The sequence below is a fragment of the Isoptericola sp. NPDC057391 genome, from assembly GCF_042668085.1.
Taxonomy (GTDB): Bacteria; Actinomycetota; Actinomycetes; order Actinomycetales; family Cellulomonadaceae; genus Isoptericola.
The window spans coordinates 1-18,778 of record NZ_JBHVBO010000011.1 but is presented as its reverse complement, the minus strand read 5'-3'; the positions used below and the strand labels follow the sequence as shown (position 1 = coordinate 18,778).

Sequence of the window (18,778 nt, the reverse complement as noted above, 5' to 3'; positions counted from 1 at the left end):
CGCCACCCCTCGTTCGTCCTCGCGGCGTCGTGCCGCTACAGCTCCGCCACGGCCGTGGCGAACGCCTCCCCCCGCTGGGCGTAGGAGGCGAACTGGTCCATGGACGCCCCGGCGGGCGCCAGCAGCACGGTGTCCCCCGGCCGAGCCAGGTCCCGTGCCGCCGCGACCGCGCGCCGCATCACCGACCCAGTGTCTCCGGGATCGACCACGACGACGGGGATCTCGGGCGCGTGTCGGGCCAGCGCCCCGCGGACCGGCTCCGGGTCGACGCCGATGAGGACGGCCGCGCGCAGACGGTCGGACCGGTCGGCGACGAGCGCGTCGAACGACGCCCCCTTGGCGAGCCCGCCCGCGACCCACACCACGGTGCCGGGCGGGTACGCGCCGAGCGAGGCCGCCGCCGCGTGCGCGTTGGTCGCCTTCGAGTCGTCCACCCACGCGACGCCGTCGAGCTCGCGGACGCGCGCGATGCGGTGCGCGCCGGGACGGAAGGCGCGCAGGCCGTCGCGCACGGCCGCCGCGGGCACGCCGTGCGCGCGGGCGAGCGCCGCGGCCGCCAGGGCGTTGGCGACGACGTGCGGCGGCACGTTCGGCGAGCCGTCGCCGCCGCCCGGCGCGAGGTGCGCCAGGTCGGCGAGGGTGCCGAGCTCGGCGGCCGTGCGCTGCCGGTCGCGGGCTCCGGGCTCCGTGTGGAAGGCGCGGTCGACGAGCACGTCCTCGACCACGCCCAGCTGCCCGGGGCCCGGGGCGCCGAGGGTGAACCCCACGGCGAGGGCCCCCTCGGACACGTCGGCGTCGCGCACGAGCTGCTCGGTGCGCGGGTCGGCCACGTTGTACACGCAGGCGACCTGGGCGCGCGCGTAGATGCGCCCCTTGTCCGCGGCGTAGGCGTCGAGGGAGCCGTGCCAGTCGAGGTGGTCGGCGGCCACGTTGAGCACGGCCGCCGCCTCGAAGGAGGTCGTGAGCGTGTGGTGCAGCTGGAAGCTGGAGAGCTCCACCGCCAGCACGTCGAGCGACGGGTCCTGCGCGGCCTCGACCACGGGGGTGCCGACGTTGCCGACCGCCGCGGCGCGCAGGCCCGCCGCGGTGAGGATCGACGCGAGCATCTCGACCGTCGTCGTCTTGCCGTTGGTCCCGGTGACGGCGAGCCAGGGAGCGGGCCCGTGTGCGCCGGCGCGCTCGGCGCGCAGCCGCCAGGCCAGCTCGATCTCGCTCCACACGGGGACGCCCACGGCCCGCGCCGCGGTCAGCAGCGGCGTGCTCGGCGCCCACCCCGGGGAGGCGACGACGAGGTCCGCGCCCGCGACGACGCGCTCGGCCACGGCGGGGTCGTCGGCGTCGCGCACGTCGGCGTCGGGGGCGCGGCCGTCGACCGTCACGACGGAGCCCGCCCGCACGGCCGCACCCGCACGGCCGGACAGGGCCGCGACGACGGCGCGCCCGGTCACGCCGAGCCCCGCCACGACGACGCGCGCGCCGTCGGGCAGCGCGCGCGGGCCGGGCTCGGTCACGTGGCCACCCACTCGGCGTAGAAGACGCCCATGCCGAGGGCCGCGAACAGGCCGGCGATGAGCCAGAACCGGATGACGATGGTGACCTCGCCCCACCCGGACAGCTCGAAGTGGTGGTGCAGCGGCGCCATCTTGAACACGCGCTTGCCGGTCAGCTTGAAGAAGCCGATCTGGATGACGTCCGACATGACGATGACGACGAAGAGCCCGCCGATGATCGCGGCGAGGATCTCGGTGCGCGACAGGATCGAGATGCCGGCCAGGGCGCCGCCCAGGGCCAGCGAGCCCGTGTCGCCCATGAAGATCTTCGCGGGGCTGGCGTTCCACCAGAGGAAGCCGATGCACGCGCCCGCGATGGCGGCGGCGACGATCGCGAGGTCCTGCGGGTCGCGCACCTCGTAGCAGCGCGGCCCGGCCGCGGCGAGCCGCTGGCACGACTGGTTGAGCTGCCAGATGCAGACGAGGACGTACGCGCCGAACACGATGATCGACACGCCGGTCGCCAGGCCGTCCAGCCCGTCCGTGAGGTTCACCGCGTTGGACCACGCGGTGATGAGGAAGTTCGCCCAGATCACGAAGAGGATGAGGCCCACCGTGACGCCGGCGAAGGCCAGGTCGAGGTTGGTGTCGCGCAGGAAGGAGATCCGCGTGGACGCGGGCGTCCGGGCGTTGGCGTTGGGGAACTGCAGGGCGAGCACCGCGAAGCTGATCCCCACGAACCCCTGGCCGATGATCTTCGCCTTCGGCGTGAGCCCCAGGGACCGCTGCTTGCGGATCTTCGTGAAGTCGTCGAGAAAGCCGACCAGGCCGAGCCCGGTCATGAGGTACAGGCACAGCAGCGCCGACGCGCTCGGCGGCCTCCCGGCGACCAGCATGGACACCGCGACGCCGACCAGGGCCGCCGCGATGATCACGACGCCGCCCATCGTGGGAGTGCCGCGCTTGGTGAAGTGCGCCGTCGGCCCGTCCTGGCGCACGAACTGGCCGTAGTTCCGGTGGATGAGGAACCGGATGAACAGGGGCGTGCCGAAGAGGGCGACCAGCCCGGAGACGCCGGCCGAGACGAGGATCGCGATCACGGGGCGACCTCCGACGCGGCGTCGTGCACGGCCGGCCCGCCCGCGGCGAGCTCGTCACCGAGCCGCCACAGGCCGGACCCGAGGGAGGACTTCACGAGGACGACGTCGCCCGGCTCGAGCGCCTCGGCGAGCACCGCGCGCGCGGCGTCGAGGTCAGGCACGAACACCGACTCCTCTCCCCAGGAGCCCTCCTGCAGGGCCCCCTCGTGGATGTGGTACGCCCCGTCGCCGACGACGACGAGGAGTTTGACGTTCAATCGCACCACGAGGCGGCCGATCTCGTCGTGCGCCGCGCGCGACCCGTCCCCGAGCTCGAGCATCTCGCCCAGCACGGCGACGGATCGGCGCGTGCGGCCCGCCATGACGGCGAGCGCCCGCAGCGCGGCGCGCATGGAGTCCGGGTTGGCGTTGTATGCGTCGTCCACGACCGTGACGCCGTCCGGGCGCTCGGTGACGGCCATCCGGTGCGGGCTGACGGGCGTCGCGCGGGACAGGCCCTCGGCCACCCGCCTGGTCACGGCGGGCGTGGCGCCGCCGAGCGCGAGGACCGCCGCGGCCGCGGCGAGGGCGTTGCTCACGTGGTGCGCGCCCACGAGGCGCAGGGCCACGGGTGCGGGGTCGCCCTGGTCGTGGCCGCCCGACACCGCGAGCCCGAACGTCGCCCGGCCGGAGGCGTCCACCTCGACGTCGGCGGCGCGCACGTCGGCCGACGAGATGGTGCCGAACGTGGTGACGGTGTGCTCGGGGGTCGCGAGCGACGCCATGGCCGCGACGCGCTGGTCGTCGGCGTTGAGCACGACGGTGCCGCCCGGCACGACGCCCGAGACCATCTCGCCCTTGGTGCGCGCGATCGCCTCGACCGAGCCGAACTTGCCCACGTGGGCCACGCCGACGGCGAGCACGATGCCGACGTCGGGCGGCGTGATCCGCGTGAGGTAGGCGATGTTGCCGGGCCCGTCCGCGCCCATCTCCAGCACGAGGAACCTCGTGGCCTCGGTGACGCGCAGCACGGTCAGCGGCAGGCCGACCTCGTTGTTGAACGACCCGGTGGGCACCACCAGGCCGTCCTCGGGCGCGACGCCGTCCGGCAGCAGGTCGGCGAGGAGCTGGCCGAGCAGGTCCTTGGTGGTGGTCTTGCCCACCGAGCCGGTGACGGCCACGACCCGCAGGTCGCCGGCCGCCCGCACGCGCGCCAGGACGACGCGGGCGAGCTCCCCCAGCGCGGCCTGGACGTCGTCGACGACGACGGTCGGCACGCCCTCGAGCTCGCGGGCGGCCAGGACCAGCGCGGCGCCGGCCTCGACGGCGCCGCGGGCGAAGTCGTGCCCGTCGACCCGCTCGCCGGGCAGCGCGACGAACAGCCCCCCGGCCTCCACGCGGCGGGAGTCCACGACGACGGGCCCGGTCACGGGCGTGGCGGCGTCGGCGTGCAGCCGTCCCCCGGTCGCCTCGGCGACGTCGGCGGCGGTCAGCGCGATCATGCGGTGGTCCTCTCGTGCCGCCGCTGCAGCGCGCGGCGGGCCTCGTCCCGGTCGTCGAGCTCGAGGTCGACGCCCGCGACCTCCTGGATGGTCTCGTGGCCGCGGCCCGCCACGAGGACGGTGTCGCCCGCCCCCGCGTCGAGCACGGCCCTCTCGATGGCGGTCGCGCGCGGGGCGGCCTCGGTCACGATGACGTCGCGGCCGGACTCGCGCGCCGCGTCGCGGGCGGCGCGGGCCCCCTCGAGCACCGCGGCGCGCACGGCGGCGGCGTCCTCGCCGTGCGGGTCGTCGTCGGTGACGACGACGACGTCCGCGCCCGCGACGGCGGCGGCGCCCATCGCAGGCCGCTTGCCCTTGTCGCGGTCGCCGGTGGCGCCGAAGACGACGACGAGCCGGCCGGCCGTCGTCGGGCGCAGGGCCGCGAGCGCGAGCTCGAGGGCCTCGGTGTTGTGCGCGAAGTCCACGACGACGCGCGGGTGGCCGTCCCCGCCCGGGCCGACGACCTCCATGCGCCCGGGCACCACGGCGGAGAGGCCGTCGGCCGCGGCGAGGGCCTCGGCCACGTCCTCGACGTGCGCGCCGCCCTCGAGGACCATGGCGACGGCCAGCGCGGCGTTGGCCACGTTGAACCCGCCCGGCAGCGACGTCGACGTGCGCAGGGAGCGTCCGTCGGCGTGGGTGAGCGTGAACGCGGAGCCGGTGCCGTGCGGTGCGACCTCGGTGACGGTCCAGTCCGCCGCCTCCTCGCCCTCTCGCGCGGCGCGGGTGCGCAGCGTCGCGACGGGCACCCGCGCGGCCGCCGCCATGCGCTCGCCCCACGCGTCGTCGACCACGACGACGCCGCGGCGCGCGTGCTCGGGCGTGAACAGGGACGCCTTCGCGTCGAAGTACGACTGCAGGTCGCCGTGGAAGTCGAGGTGGTCCTGGCTGAGGTTGGTGAACCCGACCACGCCGAACTCGATGCCGTCGACGCGGTGCATCGACAGCGAGTGGGAGGACACCTCCATCGCCAGCGTGCGCACCTCCGCCTCGCACATGGCGGCGAGCAGCGCCTGCAGGTCCGCGGCCTCCGGGGTGGTGAGCCGGCTCGGCAGCACCGTGTCGCCCGCGCGCATCTCGACCGTGCCGATCAGGCCGCCGGTCCAGCCGAGGGCCCGCAGCAGGTGGTCGACCTGGTACGTCGTCGTCGTCTTGCCGTTCGTGCCGGTGACGCCGAAGGTCATGAGGTGCTCGGCGGGCTCGCCGTACACCCAGGCCGCGACGGGGCCGAGCACCGCGCGCGGGTCGTCCGCGACCAGCACCGGCACCGCCGGGTCGAGGGCGTCCGGCCCGGCCGCGAGGGCGGCGGCGCCGGCCTCGTCGGTGAGCACGGCGCGGGCCCCGCGGGCCACGGCGTCGGCGGCGAACCGCGCGCCGTGGGCGTGCGCGCCGGGCAGGGCGACGAACAGGTCGCCGCCTGCGACCACGCGGTTGTCGGACGCGACCGAGGTGACGACGACGTCGGCGGGGACCTGCGGACGAGGGCCGGCCTCGTCCGGTGCCGCCGGTGTCGTCACCTCGAGCCCGAAGGTCAGGGCGAGGTCCCGCACCCGCCGGGGCGTCGTGCCCGCGGGCCGGATACGGGGAAGCGGGGATGTCACGGAGAAGAACCTACCGTCTGCGTGCTGCGGGCCCGGCACCCAGGGTGCCCGGCATGAGAACCGTCACGGACCTCGGGCGGATGCTCGCCGGGTCGCTCGCCCGGCCGCTCACCACCTGCTCACCGCCGGCTCACCATGTGAGGTCGTAGGACTTGAACGGCGTCGAGCTCGGCGGCACGTCCATCTTCTGCAGCGTGTACCCCATGAGGTCGCTGAAGACGGGCGCGGCCACCACGCCACCGTAGATCGACGACTGCGGGCTGCGCAGGAAGACCGACACCGTGTACCGGGGGTCGTCGGCGGGCGCGACGCCGATGAACGACGCCATGTAGGTGGTCCCGGACCCGGTCCACATCTGGGCGGTACCGGTCTTGCCGGCCACGCGGTAGCCGGGCACCCGCGCGTTGGCGGCAGTGCCCTCCTCCCCCACGACCGACTCCATCATCCGCATCACCGAGGACGCCGTCTTCTCGGAGACGACCCGGTCCGTCCGGGGGGCCTCGGCCGGCGTGAACGTCCCGTCGGGCGCGCGCGTGCCGGCCACCAGGCTGGGCTCCACCCGGACCCCGCCGTTGGCGATCGTCGAGAAGACCTGCGTCGCCTGCATCGCGTTCACCGCCACGCCCTGCCCGAACAGGATCGTGTACGGGGTGCGCGCGTCGTGCGCCAGCGTCTGCTCCGAGGGCAGGATGCCCGCCGACTCGCCCGGCAGCCCGAGGCCGGTGGGGTTCCCGAACCCGAACTTGCCGAGGTAGTCGTAGCGGACGTCGAGCGGGATCTTCTCGCCGATCTGCACCGTGCCGGTGTTCGAGGAGTGCGCCAGCACGCCGGCGAGCGTCAGCCGCTGCTCCGGGTGCTCGTGGGAGTCCTTGAACGTCTCGCCGTTGGGCGTGGTGTACCGGTACGGCACGCGGAACTGGCTGGCGGGCGTCCAGTAGCCCTCCTCGAGGGCCGCCGCCATCGTGATCACCTTGCCCGTGGAGCCGGGCTCGAAGACGTCCTTGACGGCGCGGGAGCCGTTGGCCACGGCGGACGTCGAGCGGTCGTTGGGGTCGACGTCGCCCGAGTCGGCCACCGCGAGCACCTCGCCCGTGCGCACGTCCTCCACGACCGCCATGGCGTACTTCGCCCCGGTCTTGGAGACCGCGTCGTCGAGCAGCTCCTCCGCCTTCCACTGGACGTCGGAGTCGATCGTGAGCTGCACGTCGCTGCCGGCCACGGCCTCGGTGGCGTCCCGCTCGGAGCCCGGGATCGGGACACCGTCACGGCCCCGCTCGTAGGTGACCTGGCCGTCGGCGCCCGCGAGCACGTCCTCGTAGGCGCGCTCGAGCCCGCCCCGCCCCACCTGGTCGCGGTCCACGAAGCCGACGAGCGTGCCGGCGACGACCCCCGCGGGATAGGTGCGGCGCGAGGTGAGCTCGGTGCGGATGTAGGCCTGCAGGTCGAGCTTGGCGATCGCCCGCTGCACCTCCGGCACCGCGTTGCGCTTGAGGATCACGTACCGGTCGTCCCCGTTGAGCTTCGCGGCGAGCTCCGCGGGGTCCTCGTCGAGGACCGGCGCGAGGAGCTGCGCGATGCCGAGCGCGCCGTCCTGCACGGCCCTGCCCGTGGCCGTGTCCACGCGCTGGCCGCCCTGGAAGCCCTGGATGGCGAGCGTGTCGGCCGAGATCGTGTACCGGTCGACGGACGTCGCGAGCACGCGTCCGTTCGTGTCCACGATGTCGCCGCGGTGGGCGAGCTCGACCGCGTGCGTGGTCCGCGCCTCCTGCGCCTTCGCCGCGAGCGCCGGCCCCTGGAAGATCTGCACCTGGACCAGCCGGCCCACGAAGACCGTGAGCACGAGCGCCGCGACGACCATGATCCAGCGCTGCCGGCGCCCGGGGTCGCCCGGACGCCCCCGGCTCGCGGTTCCGCCGCGCGGGCGCGGGGGGGCGCCGCCGCCACGGACGGTGGTCCGACCCGTCGGCCCGCGCACCGCGCCGGACCGCGGCGTCGTGCCACGGCCCGTCGAGCGCGACGTCGAGCGTGAGGTCGAGCGCGACGTCGACCCCGTGCCGGGACGCGCGGCCGGACGCGGCGCCGAGCCGTTCGCGGTACGGGAGGTGCTCACCCCTCGAGTCTGCGGGGCCGGGGACCGGGTCGTGCGCGCCGGGCCCGGGCGTGTCGCGCGCCCGCCGGCCGAGCGTCCACCGGGCGAGCGCCCACCCGCCGAGCGTCCGCCGGAGCCCGCGCCCGAGCCGCCGCTGCGCGCACCCCCGCGCGCCGGGGGCGTCCGCCCGGTCACGGCGTCTCCGTGTCGCCGATCCCGACCTTCGCGCGCTTCTCGACGCTGATCATCGTCGGGTCCTCGGCGGGGACCATCCCGAGCTTCGTGGCGCGCTCCGCCAGCGACGCCTCCGCGGCACGGAGCTTCTCCTGCTGGGTCTGGACGTCCTGCGCCACCTGCCCGACCTCGGCCTGCAGCCGCGACGCCTCGTACGAGCCGCGCGCCATCGACGTGTTGAGGAGCAGGGCCGCCAGCAGGGCGGCGGCGAGGATCACCGCGCACAGCACGAGGAACGGGACGCCCGACGTCGCCTGGAGGGGCGCGCGGACCGCGTCGAGACGACGGCCACGGTCCGCGGCACCGCCCGGCAACGAGGTCAGCGGCGCACGGCGGGGTGCCGCGGCGGGGCGGGTCCCTGGGGTGGCGGGGGCACGCAGGGCGCTCATCGGCGGTCCTCCTTGGTGTGCGAACGGGGGTGCGGGCGAGGTTGCGGGCGAGGCGTGGCGGGACGCATGTGGTCGGGGGTGGGCCGGACCCGTCGGGCGGCCCGCAGGCGGACGGACGCGGCGCGCGGGTTGCGCTCGAGCTCGGCCTCGTCCGCCTCCTCGGCGCCCCGCGTGAGGGCCTCGAGGTAGGGCTTGTGCGTCTCGGGCTCGACGGGCAGGCCGGGAGGGGCGCTCGACGTCGTCCCGCGCGCGACGGCCCGCTTGACGATCCGGTCCTCCAGCGACTGGTAGGACTCGACGACGATCCGCCCGCCGACGGCCAGCGTCTCGATCGCGGCGGGCACGGCGCGCTCGAGCACCTCGAGCTCGCCGTTCACCTCGATCCGCAGCGCCTGGAACGTCCTCTTGGACGGGTTGCCGCCGGTCTTGCGGGCGGCGGCCGGGATGGACGCGCGCACCAGGTCCGCGAGCTCCCCCGTCCGCTCCCACGGCCGCTCCTCGCGGCGCCGGACGATCGCGCGGGCGATGCGCGGCGCGAACCGCTCCTCGCCGTACTCGCGCAGCACCCGGGCGAGGTCACGCTCGTCGTAGGTGTTGAGGACGTCGGCCGCGGTGGCGCCGCGCGTCTGGTCCATCCGCATGTCGAGCGGGGCGTCCTGGGCGTAGGCGAAGCCCCGTCCGGACTCGTCGAGCTGCAGCGACGAGACCCCCAGGTCCATGAGGACGCCCTGGACGCCGTCCAGCCCGAGCCCCGCGACGACCTCGCCGATCTCGTCGTAGACCGCGTGCACCGGGGTGAACCGGTCGCCGAAGCGGGAGAGCCGCTCGCCGGCGAGGCGCAGCGCCTGGGTGTCGCGGTCGATCCCCACGACCCGGGCGGTCGGGACCTGCTCCAGCACCGCCTCGGTGTGGCCCCCCATGCCCAGCGTGCAGTCGACCAGCACGCTCCCGGGCTCGGCGAGCGCCGGCGCGAGGAGGTCGACGCACCGCTGCAGCAGCACGGGCAGGTGGCGGTCGCCCGCGGGTCGCGCGTCGTCCGGTGTGCTCATCGGTGCTCCTCCTCTCGTGCTCGTGCCGGCTCGTGCCGGTCTGGTCGCCGGGGCCCCGCCCGGCCAGGTCTCCCTCCGCGCCGTTCTGGCGCCGGGGAAGTGCGCCAGACCCTCGCGGGAGGAGGCCTCGTCGTGCGGGGCCCGTCACTGCGTTCCTGCTGTGCGGTTGTCGGTACTGCCTCTGTGCTGCCTCTGCGCTGGCCCTGTGCTGCCTCGGTCGTGCCGGCTCAGAACTGCAGGTCCGGGAAGATCTGCTCGGACGTCTCGGAGTACGAGGACTCCTGCTCGGCCAGGTAGGTCTCCCAGGTGGTGCGGTCCCAGACCTCCACGCGGGTGCCGGCGCCGATCACGGCGACGTCCCGGTCGAGGCCGGCGTACGCGCGCAGGGCGGCCGGGATGACGACCCGCCCCTGCTTGTCCGGCAGCTCGTCGCTGGCACCCGACAGGAACACGCGCAGGTAGTCGCGCGCCTGCCGGCTGGTCACGGGGGCCTGCCGCACCTGCTCGTACATGCGGCCGAACTCGTCCATCGGGAGGAGGAAGAGGCAGCGCTCCTGCCCCCTCGTCATGACGAGGCCGGGAGCGAGACGGGCACGGAACTTCGCGGGGAGGATGAGCCGGCCCTTCTCGTCGAGCTTGGGGGTGTAGGTGCCGAGCAGCAGCCCGGCCCCCGGAAACGTGTCCTCCAGACCTGCCACGGCTCGCACCTCCCCTCGCGCTCCCGCAGCCTCCACGCTACTCCACTTTCCTCCACCGGGCGCGGCCAAACGTGGGGAGTTCTCCCCATCTCACCCCCTCTCCCCACAGTCCCCACACATCGCCGCAGGTCAGGCGCCTTGGGCGAGCGGGACCTCCGGTGGAGCGGCGGTGGAGGGCCGGCCGCCGGGCGCGTGTCGTGCGGGGCGCCGTCAGGACCCGCGAGGCGTCGCGCAGACCCGACCACCGTCCTCGGGGGCGTCGTGGAGGGAGGTGGAGGGGGTGATCGTCGTCACGTCCGGCCCCGATTCCACTAGGCTGCGAGAACCGTCACGAGCACGTGAACCGGAGGTCACCCGTGCACCCAGAACCCGTCTCCCCCACGCTGGCCGGCGCACGCACGGAGACGGAGGACCGCAGGGACGGTGCCATCCCCTCCACGGGGGCCGACGTCGACGCCCTGACCAGGGAGCTCGACGAGCTCGTCACCGCCACCACGCGGGTGCGGGCGGCGATCGACTCCGTGGTCTCCGGGCGGCCCGGCCTCGCGGAGGTGACCGTCGCCGTCCTCCTCGCCGAGGGTCACCTCTTGATCGAGGACGTCCCCGGTGTCGGCAAGACGACGCTGGCGAAGGCCCTCGCCCGCAGCATCGACTGCCGCGTCGGCCGCATCCAGTTCACGCCCGACCTGCTGCCGAGCGACCTCACCGGCGTCAACATCTTCCGCACCGCCACGCACGACTTCGAGTTCCGGCCCGGGCCGGTGTTCAACAACGTGGTGATCGGCGACGAGATCAACCGCGCCTCGCCCAAGACGCAGTCCGCGCTCCTCGAGTGCATGGAGGAGGGCCAGACGACGATCGACGGCACCACCCACACGCTGCCGCGGCCGTTCCTGGTCGTCGCGACGCAGAACCCGGTGGAGATGGAGGGCACGTACCCGCTGCCCGAGGCGCAGCGCGACCGGTTCATGGCACGCCTCACCGTCGGCTACCCGGACACGGACGCCGAGCTGCAGATGCTCGACCGCCAGGAGTCCGCCGACCCCCTGGACCACCTGTCCCCCGTCACCACCGGCGCCGACATGGTGCGGTACGCGCAGGCGGTGCGCGCCGTCTACGCCGCCGGACCCGTCAAGCAGTACGTGCTCGACCTCGTGGGCGCGACGCGCCAGCACGAGGGCGTACGGCTCGGCGCCTCGCCGCGGGCCTCGCTCCAGCTGCTGCGGGCCGCCAAGGCCGCGGCGGCGATGGCGGGCCGCGAGCACGTGCTGCCCGACGACGTGCAGTCCCTCGCCGTCCCGGTCCTGGCCCACCGGCTGATCCTCAGCACGGAGTCCCGGCTCGGCGGCGTGACGCCCGAGGACGTGATCTCCGAGATCGTCCAGCGCACCGCCGTGCCCGGCGGCCGCGTCGCCGTCGCCCCGCCCACGGGGTCGTTCGCGCGACCCTCCCGCGAACGCGGCCGGTAGGGCCGGCGATGTCCGGCGACGACGAGTCCGGCGCGGTCCCCGCCCCCGAGCGCAGGGCCGGGCACGGCGGCCCGCACGACACCAAGCATCCGGCGCTCCGGCGGGTCGTCCGTGTCCGGCCCACGCGCCGGGGCCTGGCCCTGCTCGTCGCGGGCCTGCTGCTCGTCACGGTCGGCACGCTGCTCGAGCTGCCCGACGTCGTCGGCCTCGGCGCCGCCGCCGTGCTGGCCGTCCTCCTGTCCTGGGTGCTCATGGGGGCGCAACGCCTCGACGCCGGCCGCGGGGCGCTCGTGGTCACCCGCGAGCTGACGCCGAACCCCGTCGTGCGCGACCAGACGGCCGCCGTGCGCCTGGTCGTGGGCGCCCGCGCACGCACGGGCGCGGCCTACGAGCGGCTGGCGCGCCTGCGGCTGTCCGAGCAGGCCGCGCACGAGCTGGCGGGGCCGCACGGCATCCGCGCCCGGGTGACGGCGCACGCGGACCGCATCGCGGTCTCCTACGCGCTCACCCCGTCCCGCCGGGGCCGCTGGGCCCTCGGCCCGCTGCTGACCACGCGCACCGACGTCTTCGGGCTGGTCCGCACGACGCAGCCGCTCGGTGCCGCGACCCGGGTGGCGGTGTGGCCACGCACGGTGGCCCTGCCCACGCGGACGCGGGTGCTCGGCGACGTCGAGCGCGCGGCCACCGGCGCACGGCTGGCGTCCACGGACGACTCCGTCCTGCGCGAGTACGTCTCCGGGGACGACCCCCGCCGGGTGCACTGGGCGGGGTCGGCGCGCCAGGGCCGGCTCATGGTCCGGGCGGACGAGAGCGCCGGCGTGCGGCCCGTGACCGTGCTGTTCGACCGGTCGCTGCTGCCGGCGCCCGCCGACCCGCGCACGGGCGTGTGGCCGTCCACCCGCGGCTCCCGCACGCACGCGGAGGGCGAGCTCGCCGTCGAGCTCGCGGCCTCGGTCGCCACGTCGTTCCTCGACGCGGGCCACCCGGCGCGCCTGGTGCCCACCGGCTCGGGCCCCGCGCCCGTGCCGTTCGCGGCCGGCGCGCGCACCGGCCGCGCGACGGTCCTCGACCAGGCGGTCGACCTGCGCGGGCACCGCGGGACCGCCGACGCCGAGCGCGCCGTCCTGCAGACGGTCCGCGCCCTGCGCGCCTCGCGCTCGCAGGAGGAGATCGTCGTCGCCGTGCTCGGGCCCCAGCCGGAGACGGCGCTGCGCGAGGCGGCCGAGCTCGGTGTCGAGGGCACCTGCTGGGCGCTCGTCGTGGCGCCGGACGACGCCCCGGGCCCCGGGCCCGCGCCCGCCGCGGCCACTGTCGGCGCGCTGCGTGCCGCGGGCTGGCGCGTGGCCACCTGCCGCCCGGGCACGGCGCCCGACCGCGCCTGGGCGCTCCTCGCGGAGGGAGCCGCATGATCCCCGCCCACGCGGGCCCGACGGCCCGCACCGTTGCCTCCGGGGTCCTGGTCGCGGTGGCGGTCGCCGCGTCGATGCTCTCGCTCACGAGCATCGTGCTGCCCGGCGGCTGGACGCGCGCGGGGCTCCTCGGCATCCTTCTCGTCAGCGCGACGACGGTCACGTCCCGCGTGGTGATCGAGCGACGGGCCCGCGCCCGGGGCCTGCGTTCCAAGGAGTCCGGCTCCGCGTGGCCCAGCCTGCTGGGCGGCGTCGTCGCCGCCTGGTTCGTGCTCGCGCGGTACGGCGGCCCGACCGCCGACCCCACCTTCCTGGTCACCCCGGAGCACCTGTCGCGCGTCGTGGCCCGGCTCGGCGAGGCCGGCGAGATCGCGCGGTCCGAGGTCGCTCCCGTGACCGGGAGCGTCCCCATGGGGCTGCTCACCGTCGGCGGCACGCTGCTCGTGCTGCTGCTCGCCGACGCGCTCGCGGGCGCGCTGCGCCGCCCGGCGGCGGTCGGCCTGCCGCTCCTCGCCCTCTGGACCCCGCCGCTCGTGCTCACGGGACACGTGCCGTGGGGCGTCTTCGTCGTGACCGTCACGGCGCTGCTGCTGCTCCTCACCCTCGACGGCCCGCTGGTCGCTCGGACGCGACGGGCCGAGCGCACGCCCGCGCCCGTGCGGCGGGCCGAGCGGTCCCGGGCCGTCGCGACGACGGCCGGCGCCGTCGTCCTCGCCGTCGTCGCCGGGCTCGTCGGCACCGCGTCCGCCGCGCTCCCCGGCGGGCCGGCGGGCTGGTACCGGACCTTCACGACCACGGGCGACACGATCCGCCTCGCCGAGGACCTCGACATCCTGCGGAGCCTGACCGAACGGTCCGGCTCCGTCGTCCTGTCCTACGACACGGGCTCCGACACCGACGTCGGGCCGCTGCGCAGCTACACCGCCACGGCCTTCGACGGGCGGCGGTGGCAGCGCGGGGAGGAGCGCGGCGGCCGGGAGTTCGGCGACCGCGACGTCCTGTGGCCCGACGACCCGCCGTCCGGGGAGACCTCCGTGCGCAGCGTCGCCCTCGACGTGGGCGAGCTCCGCGACGACAAGCTGCCCATCACCATCGACCCGCGCCAGGTGGCCACGGACGGCGGCGGGTGGGGCTACGACCCCGCCCGGGACGAGGTGGTCGGCGGGCTGACGGCGGCGGGCGACTCCTACACCCTCACCGTGCACGAGCGGGACCTCGACCCCGCCGCCCTCCGGGAGGCGCCGGCGGCCGACCTCGACGAGGTCTACACCCAGGTGCCCGAGACCGCGCACGCGGGCGACGTCGAGACGGCCGCGCGTGAGGCCGTGGGCGACGCCGAGACCGCCTACGACCAGGCGGTCGCCCTCCAGCGCTGGCTGCGGGACCCCACCCGCTTCACCTATTCGACGACGGTCCCCCGCGGCGGCACGGGTGACCCGGTCTGGGACTTCCTCCAGCACCGCACGGGCTACTGCATCCAGTTCGCGACGACCATGGTGGTCATGGCGCGGTCGCTCGGCCTCCCCGCGCGCCTCGCGGTCGGCTACCTGCCCGGCGACCGCACGGGCGAGACCACGTGGCGGATCACGGGGCAGGACTCGCACGCCTGGCCGGAGATCTACTTCGCCGGCGCCGGGTGGGTGCGCTTCGAGCCCACGCCCGCCCAGCAGACCGGGAGCCCGCCCGCCTACACGACGCCCCGCGTCCAGGGCGACCCGACCGCGGCGCCCACGGGGAACGACCTCCGCGAGCGGCAGCCCACGGCGGGGAGCACCGCGACCGACGAGCAGGCGACGCCGTCCGCGTCGACGGCCGTGGCGGCCACACCCGTCGTCGACACCGGCCTGCCCGGCTGGGTGTGGATCACCTCGGGCAGCCTCGTCGTCGTCCTGGTCGGCGGCCTGGTGCTGCTGCTCGCCCGGCGACGGCGCGCCTCGCAGGAGCTCGATCCCGAGCTCGCCTGGCAGCAGGTGCTCGCCGCCCTCGCCGCCGAGGGCGTGGCGCTACCGCCCGCCACCACGCTCCGGCGCGCCCCCGACGCCATCGCCACGGCCGTGACCACCCGGACCGGCCGCGACCTCGCCCCCGAGGTGCGCGAGGACCTCGCCTCGCTCGCGCGGGCCGCCGAGACGAGCCGGTACGCACGGGAGCCCGTCCCGCCCGAGCCCGACGAGCTCGAACGGCTCGCGACGGCGGTGACCGCCGGTCTCGGGGAGACCCTGTCGACGCGATGATCCCGGCAGCTGGGCCGCGAGCGAGGCGCGCGGCCCACACGACCGAAGGGCCCGCCCCGTCCTGGAGACGGGCCGGGCCCTTCGGTGCTTGCCTGTGGCGCCTGTCACCCGGCCCTCGTCGCGGCGGTGCTGGTGACGAGGCGCTGGCCGGGCCGTTCGACGACCAGGCCTCGCCGGCGCGTCACCGGCCCTCGTTGCGTCGCCGCTCCCAGCGCTCCTCGAGGCGGGCCAGGAACCCCTCCTTCTTCGCCGCGGGAGCCGGACGCGGGGCGGTGCGGCCCGGCCGCGCGCGGTCCGGGTTCGTCACGGGGTCGACGGTGCCGTCCGGCCGGACCACTCCCGTGGGGCCCGACCGGCGCGGGGCCGCGAACGCGTAGGCGACGCCGGCGAACATGAGGACGAAGCCGGCGACACCGACCCAGGCCTGGGACGTCGCAGCACCGACCACGAGCAGCAGCAACCCCGCGACGACTCCTACGCCGGCCAGGACATAGCGCAGGGGCGACCGGCGGCGCGCCTGCTGCAGGGTGTTGGCCAGACGGGGATCGTCGCTGCTCAGCGCGCGCTCCATCTGCTCCAGCACTCGCTGCTCGTACTCGGACAGTGGCATCGAGTCCCCCCGGGTCTCGCGGTGGAACGGTAACGCCCTCAGGATATGCCCGCGCCGCCCGGCACGGTAGTCGGCGGGGGTGAACCTCGACGACGGCCCGGCGCGGCACCCAGGCTGATGGCGGATCGGCCGAAGCGTTCGCGCACGGCGTCCAGCGCGAGCTCGGCCTCCCGGCGGGCCTCCTGACGCGGGTCGACGGCCTCGTCGAGCGTCACCTGCTCGGCGAGACCGGCCCTGACCTGCAGGTTCTCCCCACGGACGCCGACCAGCCGCACGGGCAGCCCGCGCAGGTCCGCCGCACCCAGCAGCTCGCGCGCGACCAGGAAGATCTCGCGCGCCACGTCGGTGGGGCCGTCGAGCGTGCGGGAGCGGGTCAGGGTGCGGAAGTCGGAGGTGCGCACCTTGATCGACACCGTCCGCGCGACCACGCCCTGGTGCCGCAGCCGGGCAGCGACCCGGTCCGCCAGCTCGAGGACGCGCTGCTCCACCGCGTCCAGGTCCCACAGGTCGCGCTCGAACGTCGTCTCGGCCCCCACGCTGCGCTCCTCGTGTCCCGGGACGACGGGCCTCGGGTCACGCCCCCACGCGAGGTCGTGCAGGTGCGCCCCGGAGACCGACCCGACCGCCGCCTGCAGCGTCGGCACGTCGGTGTCCGCGAGCTGGGCCACGGTGGTGATGCCCCAGCGCGCCAGGGCGGCCTCCGTCTTCTCCCCCACCCCCCAGAGCGCTCCGACCGGCAGCGTCCGCAGGAAGGGCACGGTCGCGTCCGCCGGCACGAGCATCATCCCGTCCGGCTTCGCGTGGGTGGACGCCAGCTTGGCGACGAACTTGTTCCGCGCGACGCCGACGGAGCAGGTGATCCCGTGCTCGGCCCGGACCTGCTCGCGCAGACGGGCCCCGATGGCCGTCGGCGCGCCGAGCCGTCGGCGGGCGCCGCTCACGTCGAGGAAGGCCTCGTCGACCGAGATGCGCTCCACCAGGGGCGTGATCGTGGCGAGGATCGCCATGACCGACTCGGACACCTCGTGGTACAGCGTGTGGTCGGGCGGCACCACGACGGCCTGCGGGCACAGGCGCAGCCCCGCGGCCATCGACATCGCGGAGCGCACGCCGAAGGCCCGCGCCTCGTAGGTCGCCGCGAGCACGACGCCGCGCTCCCGTCCCCCGACGATGACGGGGCGGCCGCGCAGCTCAGGCCGGCGGGCGAGCTCGCAGGACGCGAAGAAGGCGTCCATGTCGACGTGCAGCACGGAGGTGCCGGACTCGTCGGTGCCCCAGTCGCGGAACGCCTCGGCGGACCGCGGACCCCGGCTCACGACGCCGCCGGCGCGACGGCGAGCGGTCGCGCGAACCCGGCGCGCGGGTCGATCAGGAGGCCGACCTCGTCCCGGAAGTCCTCCGCGCACGCGACGAGCTCGGCCGCCCGGCGGGCGTCGACGTCGGGCTCCAGGCCCGCCTCGACCGCCGCCCGGACGCGGGCGCCGGAGGCGAAGTATCCCGACCACGCGGCAAGGTCGGGCTCGACGAGGGCCAGCATGTCCCAGACCGATCGCGCCCGGCTCCGGGCCGAGGGACGACCGCGCAGCGCGACGACGGCGGCGGCCGCACGCAGCGCCGCCAGGTGGGCGTGCACGAAGCGCTCGGCCGCGTCCGTCGCCGTCGCGGCCGCCGCGAGCTCCGCGTCGGAGCGGTCGAGCAGCCGGGTCACCTCCGGGCTCGGGGGCAGCGTCGCGCCCGCACCGGCGTGGCCTGCTCGGCCGGCATGGCCGCGGCCGCCCGTCGCACCGGCAGATCTCGTGCGAGCCGACATCCTGCACCTCCCGTGCTCCGCGGTTCCCCGCGCCCGTCCAGTGTCGAACACCTGTTCGAACCTGTCAACCGCCGACCGGCCCTCCCCGCCCTCAGGAGCGGGGAGACTGGTCGCATGTCCCGCTCCTCCCGAGGCGGATCGCGCCCCGAGCGCCGGTCCGGTCGACGCCACCCAGCATCCTCCGACGCACCGACACTCCCCGACGAGGAGGTGCCGATCGACACCGGCACGGCGCGCGTCGAGCGCGACCCGGACCACCCCGACCGGGTGACGCTGCACGTCAACGGCGTGCCCAGCTCCGCCCTCGACCTCGGCGACCCGGGCTTCCTCGCCTTCGAGTACATGCAGCAGATGGCCGCCGTGCTGGCAGGGCTGCCCTCGGGACCGCTGCGGGTGCTGCACCTCGGCGCGGCGGGGTGCGCCCTCGCGCGGCACGTCGAGCACGAGCGCCCGGACTCGCGCCAACTCGGCGTCGACGTCGACGCGCGCCTCCTCGAGCTCGTGCGGTCCTGGTTCGCGCTGCCGCGCTCGCCACGGCTCCGGCTGCGGGCCGACGACGCGGGCCGCGCCCTCGCCTCGCTGGCGCCGGGCTCGTTCGACGTCGTCGTACGCGACGTCTTCGCCGGCGACCGCACGCCCGACCACCTGGCCGACGACGCGTTCGCCGCGGCCGCGCACCGGGCGCTGCGGCCCGGCGGCGTCCTGCTCGCCAACTGCGCGGACCGCCCGCCGCTGTCCCTCGCGCGCCGCGAGGCCGCCACGCTCGCCGCCGCCTTCGGGCGGGACGCCGCCGCCGACGGCCGGCTGGCGGTGATCGCGGAGCACGCGATCCTCAAGGGCCGCCGGTACGGCAACGTGGTGCTCGTCGCGGTGCGGGCCGCGCCCGACGACGCGGCGTCCCCGACGTCGGACGACGCCGGCGACCGCACCCGGGAGGCGCCAGACCTGCACGACGCCGGCCTCGCGCGACGGCTGCGCAGCCTCCCCGTCCCGGCCCGGCTCCTCGTCGGCGACGAGCTCGCGAGGTTCGCCGGGGCCTGACAGCCCCGACGACGACGGCCGCGCCCCCCGTCGGG

The 18,778-nt window shown here is 76.0% G+C and carries 15 protein-coding genes; 4 read left to right on the top strand and 11 right to left on the bottom strand.

Features of this window, described 5'->3' with window-relative positions:
* Positions 1-35: 35 nt before the first annotated feature.
* From murD to mraZ, 8 genes are all read right to left on the bottom strand, one after another.
* A complete protein-coding gene (gene murD, locus ACFUVW_RS03090) occupies positions 36-1,511 on the bottom strand; it encodes a UDP-N-acetylmuramoyl-L-alanine--D-glutamate ligase (protein WP_430569884.1) in 1,476 nt (491 codons plus the stop codon).
* Positions 1,508-2,590 (bottom strand): phospho-N-acetylmuramoyl-pentapeptide-transferase, encoded by a 1,083-nt coding sequence (gene mraY, locus ACFUVW_RS03085; RefSeq protein ID WP_430569883.1) that lies wholly within the window; start codon positions 2,588-2,590, stop codon positions 1,508-1,510. The genes murD and mraY overlap by 4 nt, the downstream gene beginning before the upstream one ends.
* A complete protein-coding gene (murF, locus tag ACFUVW_RS03080) occupies positions 2,587-4,071 on the bottom strand; it encodes a UDP-N-acetylmuramoyl-tripeptide--D-alanyl-D-alanine ligase (protein ID WP_430569882.1) in 1,485 nt (494 codons plus the stop codon). The genes mraY and murF overlap by 4 nt, the downstream gene beginning before the upstream one ends.
* On the bottom strand, positions 4,068-5,711 hold the full coding sequence (locus ACFUVW_RS03075) for a UDP-N-acetylmuramoyl-L-alanyl-D-glutamate--2,6-diaminopimelate ligase (RefSeq protein ID WP_430569881.1): 1,644 nt from the start codon (positions 5,709-5,711) through the stop codon (positions 4,068-4,070). The genes murF and ACFUVW_RS03075 overlap by 4 nt, the downstream gene beginning before the upstream one ends.
* Positions 5,712-5,841: 130 nt before the next feature.
* Positions 5,842-7,569: a peptidoglycan D,D-transpeptidase FtsI family protein gene (locus tag ACFUVW_RS03070; RefSeq protein ID WP_430569880.1), complete on the bottom strand. Its 1,728-nt coding sequence runs from the start codon at positions 7,567-7,569 to the stop codon at positions 5,842-5,844.
* Between the two features lie 422 nt (positions 7,570-7,991).
* Positions 7,992-8,423, bottom strand: a complete 432-nt coding sequence (locus ACFUVW_RS03065; RefSeq protein ID WP_430569879.1) for a hypothetical protein — start codon at positions 8,421-8,423, stop codon at positions 7,992-7,994.
* Positions 8,420-9,472 (bottom strand): 16S rRNA (cytosine(1402)-N(4))-methyltransferase RsmH, encoded by a 1,053-nt coding sequence (rsmH, locus tag ACFUVW_RS03060; protein ID WP_430569878.1) that lies wholly within the window; start codon positions 9,470-9,472, stop codon positions 8,420-8,422. Before rsmH ends, ACFUVW_RS03065 begins: the two co-directional genes overlap by 4 nt.
* Positions 9,473-9,699: 227 nt before the next feature.
* Positions 9,700-10,134 (bottom strand): division/cell wall cluster transcriptional repressor MraZ, encoded by a 435-nt coding sequence (gene mraZ, locus ACFUVW_RS03055; RefSeq protein WP_429762671.1) that lies wholly within the window; start codon positions 10,132-10,134, stop codon positions 9,700-9,702.
* 392 nt (positions 10,135-10,526) lie between these two features.
* Between mraZ and ACFUVW_RS03050 the strand changes: the two genes are divergently transcribed.
* The 3 genes from ACFUVW_RS03050 to ACFUVW_RS03040 are packed head-to-tail and all read left to right on the top strand — an operon-like array spanning position 10,527 to position 15,282.
* Entirely contained in the window at positions 10,527-11,639 is a 1,113-nt protein-coding gene (locus tag ACFUVW_RS03050) for an AAA family ATPase (protein ID WP_430569877.1), read from the top strand.
* Between the two features lie 8 nt (positions 11,640-11,647).
* Positions 11,648-13,048 (top strand): DUF58 domain-containing protein, encoded by a 1,401-nt coding sequence (locus ACFUVW_RS03045; RefSeq protein ID WP_430569876.1) that lies wholly within the window; start codon positions 11,648-11,650, stop codon positions 13,046-13,048.
* Entirely contained in the window at positions 13,045-15,282 is a 2,238-nt protein-coding gene (locus ACFUVW_RS03040) for a transglutaminaseTgpA domain-containing protein (protein ID WP_430569875.1), read from the top strand. The genes ACFUVW_RS03045 and ACFUVW_RS03040 overlap by 4 nt, the downstream gene beginning before the upstream one ends.
* A gap of 181 nt (positions 15,283-15,463) precedes the next feature.
* Here the strand turns inward: ACFUVW_RS03040 and ACFUVW_RS03035 are convergent, their stop codons facing one another.
* Genes ACFUVW_RS03035 through ACFUVW_RS03025 form a run of 3 tightly spaced genes read right to left on the bottom strand, consistent with a single transcriptional unit; the run spans position 15,464 to position 17,600 of the window.
* On the bottom strand, positions 15,464-15,892 hold the full coding sequence (locus tag ACFUVW_RS03035; protein WP_430569874.1) for a DUF3040 domain-containing protein: 429 nt from the start codon (positions 15,890-15,892) through the stop codon (positions 15,464-15,466).
* Between the two features lie 38 nt (positions 15,893-15,930).
* Positions 15,931-17,208 (bottom strand): DNA polymerase IV, encoded by a 1,278-nt coding sequence (locus ACFUVW_RS03030; RefSeq protein WP_430569873.1) that lies wholly within the window; start codon positions 17,206-17,208, stop codon positions 15,931-15,933.
* Positions 17,205-17,600 (bottom strand): SAV_6107 family HEPN domain-containing protein, encoded by a 396-nt coding sequence (locus ACFUVW_RS03025; protein ID WP_430569872.1) that lies wholly within the window; start codon positions 17,598-17,600, stop codon positions 17,205-17,207. Before ACFUVW_RS03025 ends, ACFUVW_RS03030 begins: the two co-directional genes overlap by 4 nt.
* Before the next feature lie 312 nt (positions 17,601-17,912).
* On the opposite strand from ACFUVW_RS03025, the gene ACFUVW_RS03020 reads away from it, so the two are divergent.
* A complete protein-coding gene (locus ACFUVW_RS03020; protein WP_430569871.1) occupies positions 17,913-18,743 on the top strand; it encodes a spermidine synthase in 831 nt (276 codons plus the stop codon).
* Positions 18,744-18,778 lie beyond the last annotated feature (35 nt).